17 protein-coding genes are annotated in these 16,033 nt (G+C 59.3%); 11 read left to right on the top strand and 6 right to left on the bottom strand.

Annotated elements, in window-relative coordinates:
- Nucleotides 1–2 precede the first annotated feature (2 nt).
- The gene (locus AC1965_RS11060; protein WP_483883925.1) at nt 3–497 is read left to right on the top strand and encodes a TRAP transporter small permease; all 495 of its coding nucleotides are present in this window, start codon (nt 3–5) and stop codon (nt 495–497) included.
- A 4-nt stretch (nt 498–501) separates the two neighbouring features.
- A complete protein-coding gene (locus AC1965_RS11055) occupies nt 502–1,818 on the top strand; it encodes a TRAP transporter large permease (protein ID WP_483883924.1) in 1,317 nt (438 codons plus the stop codon).
- A gap of 87 nt (nt 1,819–1,905) precedes the next feature.
- On the opposite strand, the gene AC1965_RS11050 is transcribed toward AC1965_RS11055, so the two are convergent.
- The 5 genes from AC1965_RS11050 to AC1965_RS11030 are packed head-to-tail and all read right to left on the bottom strand — an operon-like array spanning nt 1,906 to nt 6,717.
- Nucleotides 1,906–3,372: an aldo/keto reductase gene (locus AC1965_RS11050; protein WP_483883923.1), complete on the bottom strand. Its 1,467-nt coding sequence runs from the start codon at nt 3,370–3,372 to the stop codon at nt 1,906–1,908.
- 4 nt (nt 3,373–3,376) lie between these two features.
- Nucleotides 3,377–4,315 carry a branched-chain amino acid ABC transporter permease gene (locus AC1965_RS11045; protein WP_483883922.1) on the bottom strand — a complete coding sequence of 313 codons (939 nt, stop codon included), beginning with the start codon at nt 4,313–4,315 and terminating at the stop codon, nt 3,377–3,379.
- Nucleotides 4,312–5,226: a branched-chain amino acid ABC transporter permease gene (locus tag AC1965_RS11040; protein ID WP_483883921.1), complete on the bottom strand. Its 915-nt coding sequence runs from the start codon at nt 5,224–5,226 to the stop codon at nt 4,312–4,314. Before AC1965_RS11040 ends, AC1965_RS11045 begins: the two co-directional genes overlap by 4 nt.
- A complete protein-coding gene (locus tag AC1965_RS11035; RefSeq protein WP_483883920.1) occupies nt 5,223–5,951 on the bottom strand; it encodes an ABC transporter ATP-binding protein in 729 nt (242 codons plus the stop codon). The genes AC1965_RS11040 and AC1965_RS11035 overlap by 4 nt, the downstream gene beginning before the upstream one ends.
- Nucleotides 5,932–6,717, bottom strand: coding sequence for an ABC transporter ATP-binding protein (locus AC1965_RS11030; RefSeq protein WP_483883919.1), 786 nt, complete (start codon nt 6,715–6,717; stop codon nt 5,932–5,934). The genes AC1965_RS11035 and AC1965_RS11030 overlap by 20 nt, the downstream gene beginning before the upstream one ends.
- A 91-nt stretch (nt 6,718–6,808) precedes the next feature.
- On the opposite strand from AC1965_RS11030, the gene AC1965_RS11025 reads away from it, so the two are divergent.
- The 5 genes from AC1965_RS11025 to AC1965_RS11005 are packed head-to-tail and all read left to right on the top strand — an operon-like array spanning nt 6,809 to nt 10,611.
- Nucleotides 6,809–7,525 carry a GntR family transcriptional regulator gene (locus tag AC1965_RS11025; RefSeq protein WP_483883918.1) on the top strand — a complete coding sequence of 239 codons (717 nt, stop codon included), beginning with the start codon at nt 6,809–6,811 and terminating at the stop codon, nt 7,523–7,525.
- Nucleotides 7,522–7,878, top strand: a complete 357-nt coding sequence (locus tag AC1965_RS11020) for a TIGR04076 family protein (protein WP_483883917.1) — start codon at nt 7,522–7,524, stop codon at nt 7,876–7,878. The genes AC1965_RS11025 and AC1965_RS11020 overlap by 4 nt, the downstream gene beginning before the upstream one ends.
- Entirely contained in the window at nt 7,865–8,914 is a 1,050-nt protein-coding gene (locus AC1965_RS11015) for an aldo/keto reductase (protein ID WP_483883916.1), read from the top strand. The genes AC1965_RS11020 and AC1965_RS11015 overlap by 14 nt, the downstream gene beginning before the upstream one ends.
- Entirely contained in the window at nt 8,915–9,310 is a 396-nt protein-coding gene (locus tag AC1965_RS11010) for a hypothetical protein (RefSeq protein ID WP_483883915.1), read from the top strand. It abuts the gene before it with no gap.
- 44 nt (nt 9,311–9,354) lie between these two features.
- Nucleotides 9,355–10,611 (top strand): ABC transporter substrate-binding protein, encoded by a 1,257-nt coding sequence (locus tag AC1965_RS11005; RefSeq protein WP_483883914.1) that lies wholly within the window; start codon nt 9,355–9,357, stop codon nt 10,609–10,611.
- A 39-nt stretch (nt 10,612–10,650) separates the two neighbouring features.
- Here the strand turns inward: AC1965_RS11005 and hydA are convergent, their stop codons facing one another.
- Nucleotides 10,651–12,066 carry a dihydropyrimidinase gene (hydA, locus tag AC1965_RS11000; protein WP_483883913.1) on the bottom strand — a complete coding sequence of 472 codons (1,416 nt, stop codon included), beginning with the start codon at nt 12,064–12,066 and terminating at the stop codon, nt 10,651–10,653.
- A 118-nt stretch (nt 12,067–12,184) separates the two neighbouring features.
- Here hydA and AC1965_RS10995 point away from each other — a divergent pair, with 118 nt between their 5' ends.
- The 4 genes from AC1965_RS10995 (at nt 12,185) to AC1965_RS10980 (ending at nt 16,030) form a co-directional block, all read left to right on the top strand.
- Nucleotides 12,185–12,832: a GntR family transcriptional regulator gene (locus AC1965_RS10995; protein WP_483883912.1), complete on the top strand. Its 648-nt coding sequence runs from the start codon at nt 12,185–12,187 to the stop codon at nt 12,830–12,832.
- Nucleotides 12,833–12,934: 102 nt separating this feature from the next.
- Nucleotides 12,935–13,336, top strand: coding sequence for a VOC family protein (locus tag AC1965_RS10990; protein ID WP_483883911.1), 402 nt, complete (start codon nt 12,935–12,937; stop codon nt 13,334–13,336).
- Between the two features lie 86 nt (nt 13,337–13,422).
- A complete protein-coding gene (locus AC1965_RS10985) occupies nt 13,423–14,982 on the top strand; it encodes an ABC transporter substrate-binding protein (RefSeq protein WP_483883910.1) in 1,560 nt (519 codons plus the stop codon).
- 82 nt (nt 14,983–15,064) lie between these two features.
- Nucleotides 15,065–16,030, top strand: coding sequence for an ABC transporter permease (locus AC1965_RS10980; RefSeq protein WP_483883909.1), 966 nt, complete (start codon nt 15,065–15,067; stop codon nt 16,028–16,030).
- Nucleotides 16,031–16,033: the final 3 nt, after the last annotated feature.

Below are 16,033 nucleotides of genomic sequence, written 5' to 3'. Positions count from 1 at the left end.
TGATGCTCGGACACTATTTCGACCGGATGCTGTGGATGCTTGCCGCGTTGTCGGCAGGCATCCTTGGGGTCATCGCGGTCCTCATCGCGATCAATGTCGCGCTGCGAAACTTTGGCTTGCCGGTGATCTACGGCGCGCTGGATGCGATACAATATGCCCTGATGATCGCGACGTTCTTGGGGGCGCCTTGGGTCTTGGCCCGTAATGGGCATGTGAAAGTCGATCTGATCACCGGCGCGCTGACCCCGCAGGCCGAAGCGGCGTTGGGCCGCGTCACCCATTCAATCGGCGCGATCACGGCGGGGGTCTTGGGGTGGTACGGGGTGCAGGCGGCACTCGCGTCTGCCGCCCGCGGCTCGATGATCCGCACGTCTTTTGTCATACCAGAGTGGTGGATGCTGGCCTTTGTGCCCGCGTCTCTGGCGCTTTGTGTCATTGTTTTTCTGCGCAAAGTGATCTGGCCTGATGTGCCTGACACCGCGCTAAGCGGGTTGTAGGTATATGGATTGGGGTCTGACGCTGACACTGATGTTGGGTGGTTTGGCAGTGCTTTTGCTGATCGGCCTGCCGGTGGCATTTGCCTTTATAGCGGTGACAACCGTGGGCGCGTATTTCGTGCTGGGGGGCGAGCGCGGTATCTTGCAACTGGCGCGCAACTCGGCGCAGTCGGTGGCGAATTTTCAACTTGCACCGATACCGCTATTCATCCTGATGGGCGAGATATTATTCCAAACTGGGGTCGCCCACCGCGCCATTGATGCCATTGAACGGGTGGTCACGCGGATACCGGGGCGCATGTCGGTGGTGACGATATTTGGCGGCACGATCTTTGCGGCACTCTCTGGCTCTACCATCGCTAATACGGCGATGCTGGGCAGCACCTTGCTGCCGGGGATGCTGAAACGCGGGTATCACCCGTCCATGGCGATGGGGCCAATCATGGCCTCCGGGGCAATTGCCATGCTGATACCGCCGTCGGCGCTTGCCGTGCTGGTGGGGTCACTGGCGGGCATTTCCATCGCAGGGCTGCTGGTCGCCGGGGTGATCCCCGCGCTGCTGCTGGCCGTGCTGTTTGTGATCTATGTGGTCGGGCGCAGTATCCTTGACCCGTCGGTTGCCCCACCCGACGACCTGCCTCAAATGGGCCTCTGGGAACGCTGGACACCCTTTGTGATCTACGTTCTACCGCTGTCTGTGCTCTTTGCGGTGGTGATCGGTTCGCTCTTGCTGGGCATCGCAACCCCGACAGAGAGTGCCGCCCTGGGCAGTCTGACAGCCGTGGCCATTGGCGCGGCATACCGCTCGCTCAGCTGGGCCAAGCTGGGCAAGGCACTGATGGAGACGCTGAAACTGTCGGTGATGATCCTCTTTATCATCGCAGCCAGCCAGACCTTTGCGCAGGTCCTGTCCTTTTCCGGTGCGACCAACGGGCTGATCAATGCCATCAACAGCTTTGATCCGACCCCGCTGATGGTGCTGCTGGGGATGATTGCGATACTGCTGTTTCTGGGCTGCTTCATTGATCAGGTCTCAATGCTGATGGTCACCGTGCCAGTGTTCGTGCCGCTGGCGCAGGCCATGGGCATCAACGAACTGGTGCTGGGTGTGGTGTATCTGTTGACGATGGAGATCGGGCTGCTAACACCGCCCTTTGGGCTGTTGCTGTTTGTCATGCGCGGTGTGGCACCTCCGCAGATCAGCATGGGCGACATCTACGCGGCGGTAAGCCCCTTTGTATTGATCAAGCTATTTGTGCTGGGCCTTATTGTCTGGATACCTGAATTGGGTACATGGCTGCCGGGCCTGATGGGGAAATAACGGCACCTGTTTTGTCATAAAACCAAAAGCATCGGCGCGGGGTCATACCTCGCGCCGATGTCGCTTTACTGACGGCTAGGGATGCCCTTAGCTGTTGTTGCTCCGAATTCGGGCTTCGGCCTCGATCTCGATGCGAAAATTCCCGATGAGCGAGCCCACCAGAAACGTGGTGTTCGCCGGAGGAAAAGCTGCAAAGAACCGCCCATGCGCCAAGGACGCCGGTTCGACGTCAGCATCCCCTTGCAGATACATCCGTGTGCGCAGAATGTCGCCCGGTCTGCCGCCCAAGGCGCGCACGGACGCGGCGATCTTATCGAGGATATAAGTCGTCTGCGCACCCGCATCCCCCGGCGCAACGGTGTGGTCCTCGCCATGGGTGGCGGTGGTGCCGGACACCAGAATGCGATCACCGTCACGGATGGCCCGACAATAGCCCGCGATGGGCTCCCATTTCGATCCGGTAAAGACCCGCGCCCGGTCTCCAACCTCTGGGTCAGCGGTGGCCTGATGCGCCAGCGGCATCGCGTCAAGATGATGGCTGAGATCACCCGAGGCGGTCAGGAATGGCGGTTGGCGGTATTCATCGCCGCAATCTCCGGGGATGGGCGAGGTCTGGGCAAAGGCATCGTTCAGCGCCGCGTGGTCGTCGGCGTCCAGTGCAAATTGGAAGGGGCGCAAATTGTCGTCGCGGTGCACGTTGCCGCCCAGCCTGGCTCCTACGATGGTGGCCGCGACATGCGCATGTTCAAGAACCCAGCGCGTCGCCACGTTCGAGATGGACACACCGTGTTTGCGGGCGATGCCATCCGCCGCGCGCAGGATCGCCTGATACCCGTCCCAGCCCCCTGACGCCTGAATGAACCGCAGGTATTTTGCACCACTCCAATCTGCGACCGCATCCGGTTCGGGCTGGCCTAGCCATTTTTCCGACAGGAACCCCCCGCAGAGCGTGCCATAGGCCAGCAGCTTGATATCGTGTTGCGCGCATGTTGTCGCCAAGGCCCCGGCGGCGCGTCGGTCGATCAGGGAAAAAGAAACTTGATTGGATACGACGGGGATACCCTCGGCGCGGGCAAGATGCAGATGCGCCGCGTCAAAGTTGGTAACGCCGATCTGGCCAATCAGCCCTTCGTCTTTCAGCCGCGCCATTTGGTGCAGCGCGTCAAGCCATGCGGGATGCTCAAAACTCCACCAGTGGAATTGCAGCAGGTCGATGCAATCGACCCCCAGCCGTGTCATGCGTTCCTCAACGCCCGCGCGTACGACGTCGGCGGTCATCGGGCCAGGCGCCGGGCACCATTTGGTAAAGGCGCGGGGCCGGGGCGACGCCGACCATCTGCGCAGCATCTCACCGGTGATCAACTCGGAACTGCCGTAGTGGTCGGCCATGTCGAAACTGTCGAACCCGGCCTGTGCATAATCCGCCAGCGCCTTGGCCGCCTCGGTCCGGTCCAGCAATTGACCGTCCTTTTCCTGATCTGCAACCTGCCACAGCCCGGTCACAACACGTGAAATCTCCAACCCTGGGGCCAGGTGCGTGCGTTCTGGTGTCATTCTGTCATATCCTTCTGGCGGTATTGGCGCTCTGGCAGGATCCTTGGGGACGCCACAGCAAGATCAGGCAAAGCATCACCCCGATGATGACAATTTGCAGAGAGGCCGCGCGGGCCTGTTGGTCGGCTGGAAAAATCTCGGCGATGGCGGCGCCTGATAGCGCCCAGATGGCCCAGACCAGTACTGCCCCCAATATAGCACCCCGGTTGTTGCCCGATCCGCCGACGATCAGCATCGCCCAGACCTGAAATGTGACCATAGGCAGGAAATTTCCCGGCGCGATAAAGCCGATGAAATGCGCCTGCAAGGCCCCCGCCAACCCCATGATCGCCCCGCCAAGCGCAAAGGCCTGCAAGCGGATGCGGGTGGGATTCTTGCCAAGGGCGCGTGCGGCGATATCGTCCTCTCTGACAGCGCGGAGCGTACGGCCCCAAGGGCTGCGCAGCAGATGTTGCAACAGCAGATAGACGGCCATGACAACGGCGGCGGTCACGGCCAGATTGGCAAAGTTAAAGGCAAATGGCCGTGCTTGAAGCCCGGCAAACGGGCGCGGGATATAGGCATAGCCGAACGCCCCGCCGGTCAGGGATTCCCAGTTCTGGAACACCAGTTGCAGGGTCACGGCGACGCCGAATGTCGTGATGGCAAGATAATCGGCTCGCATCCGCAGTGTCAGGAACCCCACGGCAAAGGATGCCAGTGCAGCGATCAACATTGCGCCAAACCAGCCGACCACGATCGGCATACCAAAGCCGCCGATGCGTTCCGCCACCGCAGGCGCGGTCAGCACCGCCGAGGTATAGGCACCCAGTCCCACAAAACCCGCGATGCCCACATTGAACAGCCCGGTTTGGCCCCATTGTACATTCAAGCCCAGGCAGATGACGGCATAGGTTAATGCGATGGTCAGAAAAAAAGCGGAGTAAGCAAGCAGTTCCATCATGCACGCTCCCTGCCGAAGATGCCTTGGGGACGCAGCATCAGTACGAGCACGAGGATGACAAATGATACGCCCGCACGCCATTCGGCCCCGATGATCTGCACGGCAAAGGCCTCGGACAGCCCGATAATCAGACCGCCGATCATCGCACCGGGGATAGAGCCGATCCCGCCTAGGATGGCTGCGGCAAACAGCGGCAGTAACAGATCGAACCCCATATAGGGGCGGATCTGCACCAGCAGCCCCGCCATTACACCCGCCACACAGGCCAGGCCCGCGCCGATGATCCATGTGATCCGCAGGACCTGTGCGGTGTCGATGCCGTAAACCCCTGCAAGGGCCGGGTTCTCTGCGACGGCGCGCATGGCGCGGCCGGTGGCGCTATAGGTCACGATCAGGTGCAGCGCGATGACGAGGCAGGCCGCAGTTCCGATTACCAGCAGCTGATCGGGCGTCGCCCGCAGGCCAAATCCAATGGGCTGCGCGATCTGCAGCGCCTTGGTGTAGTATTCGGGCTTGGCCGTATAAATGAACTCAAGTAAGGACCGCAGCGCCATCGACGCGCCGAAACTGGCCATGACGATGATGATCGTATCCGCCCCGCGTGCCCGCAACCGCCCGAACAACAGTTTGTCGAGGACAAGCGCCAAGAGCACGGTCATTGCCATCCCGCCCAGAAGCGCGATTGGCAGGCCCAGTCCGAAACTAAATGGCTTCAGCGGTGCCCCCAGCGCGGTCAGCATCCCGCCCAGAAAACCTGTGAGCGAGAGCGTAAAGTAAGCCCCCCAAGCCAGAAAATCGCCATGGGTGAAGTTGGCAAAACGCAAGATCGAATATGCCAACGTCAGACCAATTGCGCCAAGGCCAATGGTCGACCCGGCGATCAATCCTTCGATGATGGCTTGTGGGTTCATGCGGGGTGTCCCTCTCGTTGGCCCAGGAAAAGTCGCCCAAGCAGGTCATTGTCCGCCAAGGCGTCAGTCGGTCCGTCGTGCGCCAGTTGCCCGTCGACGAGCACCAGCGCGCGGCGGGTGATTGCCAGCGCGGCGCGCACGTTCTGTTCCACCAATATCAGCGTCACGCCACCGGCCGAGATGCGTTCCAACGTGTCAAATACCTGCGCCACCAGTTTCGGTGACAGTCCCGCCGACGGTTCGTCAAGCATCAGAACCTCGGGTTCGGTCAGCAGCGCCCGCGCGGCGGCCAGCATCTGCCGCTGTCCGCCCGAAAGTGCGCCCGCCTGTGCATTGGGGCGACGTCCCAGATCGGGAAACATGGTGAACATCGCGTCGATCCGTGCAGCGCGATAGGGTTTGGCCAGCAGCTCGGCCGCGATCTGAAGGTTCTCGCGAATGCTAAGGCTGGCAAAAATATTTTCGGTCTGCGGCACAAATCCGAGGCCCTGTTTGACCAAGCGGTGCGAGGGCAGGCCGGTCACGTCCACATGGCCCAGCGTGACATGGCCACCGTGGACCGGAACCTGACCTGCCAGCGCTTTAATCAGCGTTGACTTGCCAGCTCCGTTTGGCCCCAGAACTGAAATTGTCTCGCCTTGTGCCACGTCAAAGCTGATGCCTTTGACGATTGACAGGTCAGGATCATAACCTGCGCGAAGATCCTTAACCGATAGCGCTGTCATGCGGCATCCCTTCTAGATAAACGTCGATGACATCCGCGCGCGCCGATACTTCTGCCGGTGACCCTTGGGCAAGCTTGCTGCCCGCTGCCATCACGATGACCTCTGGGCAGAGCCGGGAAATCATATCCATGTTGTGTTCGATCAAAAGCACTGCAACACCCTGCGCGTTGATGGCCTGAATGCGGTCGATGATCAGGTCCAGCAGGGCAGGGTTCACGCCAGCGGCGGGTTCATCCAGCAAGATCGCGCGTGGCTCTGCCATCATCACGCGGGCCAGCTCCAACAGCTTGCGCTGCCCGCCCGATAGCACGGCCGCGGGCTGGTCCGTCAGATGGTCCAGTGACAAGAAACGCAAGATGTCATGCGCACGCGCCGTATTCTCAGCCTCGATGTGCCGGACCGTGCCCATGCCGAACAGCGCCGTCACCAGACTTTCGCCCGGTTGGTTCTGCGCCGCAGTCAGGACGTTGTCCAGCAGCGTCATACGAGGAAAGGGGCGTGGGATTTGAAAGGTGCGCGCGAGCCCTGCGCGCAACCGCGCCTCCGCAGGGGCCTGGGTCAGATCGTTGCCATCCAGAATGATCCGCCCCGTGCTGACGGGTAACGACCCCGACAAAAGATTGAAAAGCGTGGACTTGCCCGCGCCGTTTGGACCGATGACACCAAGGATCTCACCCGCACGCAGATCAAGGCTCATGTCGCGCACGACATGGTGTCCACCAAAGCTTTTGCACAGGTTTTGCGCCTCGAGTAGTGGTCCTGTCATATCCCGCCCAAAAGTTGATCAACTATCATTCATCATTTACAAAAGCACGCTGCCAAATTAATGTAAAGTTCAATCCATTGAGGAGGCGGACATGCAAGATGGTAGCGGTTGGGCGGACGGCGGGCTGGATCAGCTTTCACCGATTGGGCGCGAAACCGTTCAGGATCGCACCTATCGCCAGTTGCGCAGCGCATTGATCCGCGGCGGCTTTGTCGCGGGGGAGACCTTTCTTGCCGGGGAGGTTGCCAGCCGCATGTCGGTGTCTTCGATGCCGGTGCGCGAGGCATTGGCGCGGCTGGTCAGTGAATGTGCGTTGGAGGCGATGCCGAACCGACGGGTGCGCGTGCCGTTGCTGACGCTTGAGCGGGGGCGTGATATCGCGGCGGCGCGCTGCATGATTGAATGTGACCTTGCCCGTCGCGCAATGACACACCTCAGCCAGACGGATATCAACGAACTGGAGGATTTGACGCAGGCCTATGATGCCGCCGACGACCCTCGCGAGGTGTCACATCTCAATCATGCGTTTCATTTTGCAATCTATAACAAATCCGGGTCGTCGGTCCTGCTGCCCTTTGTCGAAAGCCTGTGGATGCAGGCCGGTCCCTATGTGCGGGCCGCCGCACGGCAGCAAAGTGTCGACAGCATCGCGTCGGCGACGCGGCACCATCACGGCATCCTGAGTGCCTTGCGCAAGGGCGATAGCGTCGCGCTGACCGCCGCGCTCGAAGCGGATATTCGCACCGCCTTTGCCATACTGGAGGCCGCAGGCGATGAATTCTGGGCCGAGCAGGAGGCCGCAGCATGAGCGCAGGTCACTTTGAACTTTGGGACCTGCGGGTCGAGGTGGTGGCGCCTGAGGGGGCGAAACTGTGGTGCAACGCCAACGTGGGCGACTATTTCGAATTGCGTGGCGAGATGATGTATCTGCCCGAGGGGCAGGGCATGTCGATCTATTCGCTGGCATCGGTGCTGCCGCTGCTGGCCGCCAAACAGCGGGCGACCGACCCGAACGACTGGATGTCAACCGACGCCGAGATTGCCTGCCCCGATCCAAACTGCCCGTCACGGTTGCGCATTACGCGCATTGGTAAACGGGGATTTAACCATGCCGATACAACAGCGGTGCGCATCGACGGAGCCAGCAATGCAGACATTTAAACTTTCGCCCGACTACCACATATCTCGGGTTATCAAAGGCGGGTGGCAGTTGGCGGGCGGCCATGGCGACATCGACCACAGTCAAAGCATTGCAGACATGTTTGCCTTTGCCGACGCGGGGATCACCACTTTCGACTGCGCGGATATCTATACCGGGGTCGAAGCGCTGATTGGGGAATTCCGTGCCGCCTATGGCCGGAAAAATGGCGCCAAGGCACTTTCGAAGATCAAGGTGCACACGAAATTTGTCCCCGATCTGGGCAATCTTGCGACCATAACAAAGGCCGATGTCGAGGCGGCTATCGACCGCGCGCTACAGCGGTTGCAGACGGATCGGCTTGACCTCGTGCAATTCCATTGGTGGGATTACGAGGTTGACCGTCAGGTTGTGGTCGCAGGATGGCTGAACGAGCTGCGTGAGGCGGGCAAGATCGCCAATCTGGGCGGCACCAATTTTGACACGACGCAGGTCAAACGCATTCTGGACGCTGGGGTCCCGCTGGTGTCGATGCAGGTACAGTATTCGCTGATCGACAACCGTCCATCGCGCGCGATGACGGACTTGGCCAAGGCCAATGGATTTCATCTGCTGTGCTACGGATCGGTTTCCGGCGGCTTCTTTTCGGAACGCTGGCTGGGCGCCGCCGAACCCGGCGCGCCTTGGGAAAACCGATCGTTGACGAAATACAAGCTGATCATTGACGAATTTGGCGGATGGGATCTGTTTCAGGAGTTGTTGCAGACTCTGTCCGACATCGGCAAACGCCACGGCGTGGATATTGCCAGCATCGCGAGCCGCGCCATTCTAGACCGTGACGCGGTTGCCGCCGTTATCGTGGGCGCGCGCAACCGCAGCCATCTTGACCGTAATCTGGCCGTGCCCGACATTCCCCTGAGCGCTTCGGATTTGCAACAGATCGCCGCAGTCTTGGACCGGTCAAACGGTGTGCCGGGGGACGTCTATACGCTGGAACGTGACCGAAGCGGGGCACATGGTGCGGTGATGAAATACAACCTCAACAAAGAGGGGCATTAAATGGATATCGTTGCTCTGGCCCGGGCTGAAGTCGTCGCACGCCATGACTTCTTTGTCGCGTGGTTCACCGGGCGCAGCGATGACACCGCAATGGATGCGACCGCACGGGCCTTTGCCCCCGACATGCAGATGATCCCCCCTGACGGCAAACTGGCCACCGCCCCACAGGTGATTGCCATGCTGCGATCCGCGCGCAACAGTCGCGGGGATGATTTTGCGATACGGATTGAGTTTATCTCGTCCCGGAAAATCGGGGATTGGGCGCTGGTCGTCTACGACGAACATCAATCAACCGACAGCACGACAAGCCAGCGCAGGTCGACCGCGCTGTTCTCTGCTGATGCCACAGCCCCAACAGGCGTGGTTTGGCATCACTTACAAGAAACTTGGACGTAAACAACACAGCCAGAAAATTGGCGGTCAACAAGGAGAGAGAGAACATGAATACACTTAAAACAACGGGCCTCACGGCGGCCTTGCTCTGCGCCACGACTTTGGGTGCGCAGGCTTGTGAAATCACCATCGGTATGGTGATGGAACTGACCGGCCCGGCGGGTGCCTATGGTCAAGCTGGGGCAAAGTCCGTCGACATGGCATTTCGTGACATCAACGCCGCAGGCGGGGTCTTGGGCTGCGATCTGGTGACAGACACGCGCGACAGCCAAAGCCAAGGCAACGTGGCCGTCGATCAGGCCACGCAGCTGGTTAACATTAAACAAGTGCCTGTCGTCATCGGCGGTATCATCTCATCGGTGTCTGTCCCGATCTTGACCTCGGTCACGGCCCCTGCTGGCGTGGTGCAGGTCTCGCCAGCGTCCTCGACCCCGACGCTGACCCAGATGGCGCGCGACGGAAAAACCGGCGGTTATTTCTTCCGCACCATCACTTCTGACGCATTGCAAGGGATCGCCGCGGCCAAATACGCGATGGATTCCGGGCTGACCAATTTGGCGCTGGTGCACGTCAACAACGACTTTGGCCTGAACCTCTCGCGTGAGTTTTCAGCCGCTTATGCCGCCTTGGGCGGCACCATCACCTCGACAACGTCGTACAATGAAAACCAGCCCAACTATGGGTCAGAAGTCACGGCGGCTATGTCGGGTAACCCCGAAGCGCTTTATCTGATTTCCTATCCCGTTGACGGGGCGACGATTGCGCGCGCTTGGATCAGCCAGGGCGGGCCGCAGAAATTCCTGTTGAACGATGGCATGAACTCCACCGATTTCATCGAAGCGGTGGGCGCGGAATATCTCGAAGGGGCCTTTGGCACGTCGTCGGGCACATCTGAAACCGCGTCGACCAAATATTTCTATGAGCACTACAAGGCGTTTTCTGGCGGAATCGAACCATCCGCCCCTGCGGCAGATCGTTCCTATGATGCCGGAGCGATTGTTGCGCTTGCTGTTGCCAAGGCGGGCAAGCCTGAATCCGATGCGATCCGCGACGCCATTCGCGGCGTTGTCGATCCGGCGGGCGAGGTGATTTATGCGGGCCCTGAGGAATTCAAAAAGGCCCTCGCGCTGATCGAAGAAGGCAAGCCGATCAACTATCAGGGTGTCATCGGCAACGTGTCATTTGATGAATATGGCGATATCTCCGGCCCGTTCCGTCTGTGGCAAATCACCAATGGCGAGGTCGAAACCGCAGGCCAGATGACGGCCGAAGACGTCGCCGCGGTCAAAGCCTCGTTGAAGTAATTTTGGCGCAAGGAGGCGCGGACGGCTGTCTGCGCTTCCTTATTTGTTCGATAAGCCCTCCGGTTGGAAGCGGCGCATCGGCTGCCACTTGCCGTCGCCTGCGCGCGCCTGCAACTTGCCATCGCACACCACCATCCGCCCGCGCGACAACATGCTGACCGGCATCCCCACAACCTGAGTGCCTTCAAACGGGTTGTACCCAACGTTGTCGTGCAGATCATTCGCGGCGTAGGTATGCGTCGCATTCGGATTCCACAGGGCAATATCTGCGTCATATCCAACCGCGATGCGTCCCTTACCCGCCAACCCAAATGCCCGCGCGGGCGCGGTGGCGGTTAGATTGGCGAAATCCTCCAGCGTCATGCGCCCTTGGCTGACCATTGCGTTGAACATCAGCGGCAGGCGCGTCTCTAGCCCCGGCATTCCATTGGCAATCCGATTAAAGGGGGCGTCAGCGCCATGTGCGAACTTGCCGCTGGCGTCCAACCGGTAGGGTGCATGGTCCGATGTGATCAGCCCAATTGTGCCATCGGCGATGGCCTCCCATAGCGCATCTTGATCGTCGACAGTCCGCTGTGGCGGCGAACACATAAAGCGGGCAGGGTTGTCTTGCTCTAGGATGTCGACAGTCATGAACAGGTAGTGAGGACAGGTTTCTGCCGCGACGTTCACGCCCCGTGCGCGGGCGCGACGTATGATGTCGGCACCTTCGCGCGTCGAGACGTGAAAAATCATGATCCGCGCGCCAGTAAACTCTGCAAACCGGCACATGCGGTCGATGGCCTCGATCTCGGCCTCGCGCGGGTGGGATGCGGCATGGTACTTTGGCGCTGTCTTGCCTTCTGCCAACAGTTGTTCGGTCATATGCCGGATCAGCCCGTCATTTTCGGCATGAAAACACACCAGCGCCCCGTCGCGTTTCGCCACAGCCAAAATATCCAGGATTGATTTGTCGTCCTGGCGTACCTTGTCATATGTGGTGAAAATCTTGATGGACCGGTGGCCCTCAGCGATCAGAGCGGGAATATCTTCTTCAAGGTTCCCATGCGCCGTCTCGGCCACGATCATATGAAAGGCGTAATCAATCAGCGCACCCTTGCGCGCCAGCGCGGCATAGTCCTGCACGACCTTGGCCATCCTGTTTCCCGGATGCTGGGCGGCAAAGGACACCACAGACGTCGTGCCGCCCATCGCGGCAGACCGGGTCGCCGTTTCAAATGTATCGGCGTTCATGAGGCCCGCACCGGACACCTGTTCGATATGGCAATGTGTGTCGACCCCTCCGGGCAATACCACCAACCCTCGCGCATCAATCTCCGCCTGCGCCGTGCCCTCGATGTGGTTTGCGATGGCGGTGATCTTTTCCGCGCGGATACCGATGTCCGCGCGTTCGGTGCCGGCTGCGTGGACGACGGTACCGCCGCGAATGATCGTGTCGAAATCCATATCTGTCATGTCAGGCCTATCGCTGATATTTTGCACAATGAAATACCGAGTGTATACCAAAAGGAATATCTTTAAAGATGCTGTATGCAGGACGTCGCAGGCAGTCGACTGATTAAAAGGATATATGATGAACGAGACAGTAAAGACGTTGGGCAATTCTACGTTCGAGCGAATTAAGGCGATGATCCTGGACGGCACACTGGACGCCGGAACGCCGCTGCGCGAGAAGAGCTTTGCGGACCAACTGGGCGTTTCACGCACCCCAGTGCGCGAGGCAATCGGCCAATTGATCAGCGAAGGCTTTGCCACCCGCACGCCCGCGGGAACGCCAATTGTCAACAGTATATCGCTGTCGGACATCATGGAAATCCTACATATTCGCAGCCTGCTTGAATGCGAGGCAGCACGAAAAGCAGCTAGTTCCAGCGCTAATATGACAGTCCTGATGGATTTGCGCGCCGAGATAGAGGAATTTTTGACCGGTCCGCGCCCCAGCCCCGAACGACACTACGCATTAGATTCGCAGCTTCATCTTGCCATCGCACATATCGCTGGCTCACGACTGTTGAAAGAGTTGATTGAGGCGATGAAGGTCAAGACGCGGATGTACGGTCAGGGGTCGATTCCCGAACGATTCGAGCCGGGGTGCCATGAACATATCGCGATCATAGATGCGATTGTCGCGCAGGAGCCTGATCAGGCGTCAGACGCTATGAAGCTGCATCTCAAAAAAGTCCGCGAATTGATCATATCCCACATTAATCATCCATTCTGATCGCCGCAGTCTCCGGTGGGGCAGTAATTTGCGTTAAGGATGTTGACTCGGTGTGCCGCGTGTATACCATCCGAATACCACGTAAGTACACGGGATGGCCGCATGACTTCGACGACACCGCAACGACCCGAGGGCGGGATCGTTCTCGCTATCACGTTTCAGTATTACCGCGATCTGCCGACAGCGATGGCGTTTTATGAAAACGTCCTGGGCTTCACGCTGGCCATTGATCAGGGCTGGTCGAAAATCTACCGCATCGACGGCCAGGCCCATGTCGGGTTGGTCGACGAAAAGCGCGGTATGCAGAAATGGGCCGAGCAGAAGACGGTACAGATTTGCCTGCGCGTGCCGGACGTTGACGCCTGGCACGCTTGGGCCGCGTCACAAAACGTGCCGGGCCTGACGGCGCCCCGCGACAGTGCCGAATTGGGCATTCGCGCCTTCGTGATGAACGACCCCGAAGGGTATCAGATCGAGGTGCAGACAGCCAAACCCGGTCACTGACCCCCCAAACATACGACGAATAAACACGAGGGGCGGCACACCGCCTCCGACGACCAATCGCGAAAGCGACCAACAAAGGAGATCCCATGAGACATCTATCCCACAATATGTTGCGCATCGGCGCATTGGGCGCGACACTTGTCGTGGCCAGCGCGGGCGTGACACTCGCACAAGAAAAATCCCTGACCATTGGGCTGACTTCCGACCCCAGCCACCTTTACCCGTTGGCGGGCGAGGAGTTGTCCTCAAACATCATGTATTACCACCTCTACGACCCGCTGGTCGCGCGCAGCCCCGAGTTGGAGTTCGGGCCGGGCCTCGCAACAAGCTGGGAAAACGTGGATGATACCACGTGGCGCTTTAAGCTCCGCGAGGGTGTGACGTTTCATAACGGTAATGCTTTCACCGCCGCTGATGTGGTCTTCACTGTTGAAAAGGCCCGCGCGTCGATCCGGCCTGACTTGGTGGCAAATATTGCCTCGGTCACTGCAGTCGACGACCTGACGGTCGAGATCACAACGCCGAAACCCTATGCGGTGCTGCCCAACGATCTGGCCGAACTGTTGATCCTTGACGAGGAATACACGACCGAAACCGGCGATGAGCAGATGGACCTCAAGCCCATGGGCACCGGGCCCTACCAACTGGGCGAATGGATCAAAGAAGAGAAACTGGTTCTGAACGCCAATGACGCCTACTGGGGTGGGGCGCCCAAGATCGGTTCGGTGACGTTCCGACCCATCACAAACCCTGCCACACGTACCGCGGCCCTGCTGACGGGCGAAGTTGATGTGATCCAGGATCTTGCCGTGCGCGATGTCGACCGCGTGAAAAGCGAAGATGGTTTTCAGGTCATCACCCGGCCCAGCCTGTTGAACGTGGTCTTGGCAATGGACACACGCGAAAAGTCGCCAACGATCGAAGGCAAGAATCCGATGACCGATCAGCGCGTCCGCGAGGCGATTGCCCGCGCGGTTGACGTCGATGCCATCAATAAGATCGTGATGAACGGCCTTGCCAGCCCCAGCGCGCAGTTCGTCCCTGCCGCGCATCTGGGCTTTGTGGATGGCATGGACTTCCGCCAGATGTACCCGGTGGATATCGAAAAGGCCAAGGCGCTGCTTGCTGATGCAGGCTATCCCGATGGCTTTACCATGACGCTGGACGCAACCAACAACCGCTATGTCAACGATGCACAGATTGCGCAGGCGCTGGCCTCAATGTTGGCCAAGATCAACATCACGCTCGAACTGAACATCATGCCAAAATCCAACTTTTGGGGCTATATCCGCGTGCCGACCGACAACTCCAGCTTCATCATGAGCGGCTGGGACGTCCCGTCGGGGGATGCAGGTTCAATGTATGGCGCGCTGTTCTATACCCGCGACAAAAAGGAAGGCTACGGGCAGGTAAACCGGGGCTCGTATTCCAACGCGGAAGTCGATGCGCTGGTCGACAAGGCAGATTCAACGCCCGATATCGCCAAGCGGGATGAGTACCTTCAGGAAGCGACCAAGATCCTGATGGCGGATATTCCAATGATCCCGGTGCATTACGAACAGGATATCTATGCCGCCCGCAAGGGTGTCACCCTGACGCCGCGCGTGGACAAGTTTCTCTCCGCCTTTGAGATGGACGTCGAATAGTCGTCCTAATCTTTGACCCCGGCAGCACTGTGGTTGCCGGGGTCGTTTTATTTCCACTTCAACGAAAGACGGCTTTGCCCCCATGTTTGGATATCTGCTCAAACGCCTGATCCAGATGCTGCTCGTGCTTTGGGTCGTCTCTGTTGTCGTCTTCCTGATGATGAGCTTTACCGGTGATCCGGTGTTCATGGTCGTGCCAATTGATGCCACCGACGCCGAGATTGCGCAGGCGCGGCGTATCCTTGGGCTCGATCAGTCGCTTCTGGTGCAATACTGGAAGTTCTTGATCAGCCTGCTGCACGGCGATTTTGGTCATTCTTACGTTTTTCGCCAACCTGCAATGACGCTGATCCTTGAACGCATGCCTGCGACCGTTGAAATGGTGCTGGTCGCTATGGTGATGGCGATCGTGGTTGCCATTCCGCTGGGGGTCTATGCCGGGGCCAATCCCGATGGGCGCATCAGCCGGACGATCATGGCGGGGTCGCTCTTGGGGATATCGCTGCCGGGGTTCTGGGTGGGCATGGTGCTGATCTACATGTTCGCGGTGAACTGGGGCGTCTTTCCGTCGTCAGGGCGCGGTGACACGGCTGAGGTTTTTGGCCTGCGCGTCAGTCTGGCCACGTGGGACGGATGGCATCACATCATCCTGCCCGCCGTGACGCTGTCGCTGGGCACGATGGCCATATTGCTGCGCATGACGCGCGCCGGCATGATGGAGGTCGGGCGGCAGGACTATATGAAATTCGCTCGCGCCAAAGGGGCGACCCGGCGCGATGTGCTGTATAAGCATGGGCTGAAGAACGCACTGATCCCCGTGGTCACGATCTTCGGGCTGCAACTGGGCGACCTGATTGCCTTTGCCACCATCACCGAAACGATCTTTTCCTGGCCTGGCATGGGCAAGCTGCTGATCGATTCCATTTATCGCGCCGACAGGCCTGTGATCGTTGTCTACCTGATGTTGGTGGCGCTGATCTTTGTCGTCATCAATTTTCTGGTCGATATCGTCTACACGTTGATCGACCCGCGCATCACACTGAAATGAGGG

This window comes from Sulfitobacter sp. KMM 9851 (genome assembly GCF_057178245.1).
The sequence above is the reverse complement of the archived record's forward strand: the minus strand, read 5'-3'. Positions and strand labels throughout refer to the sequence as shown.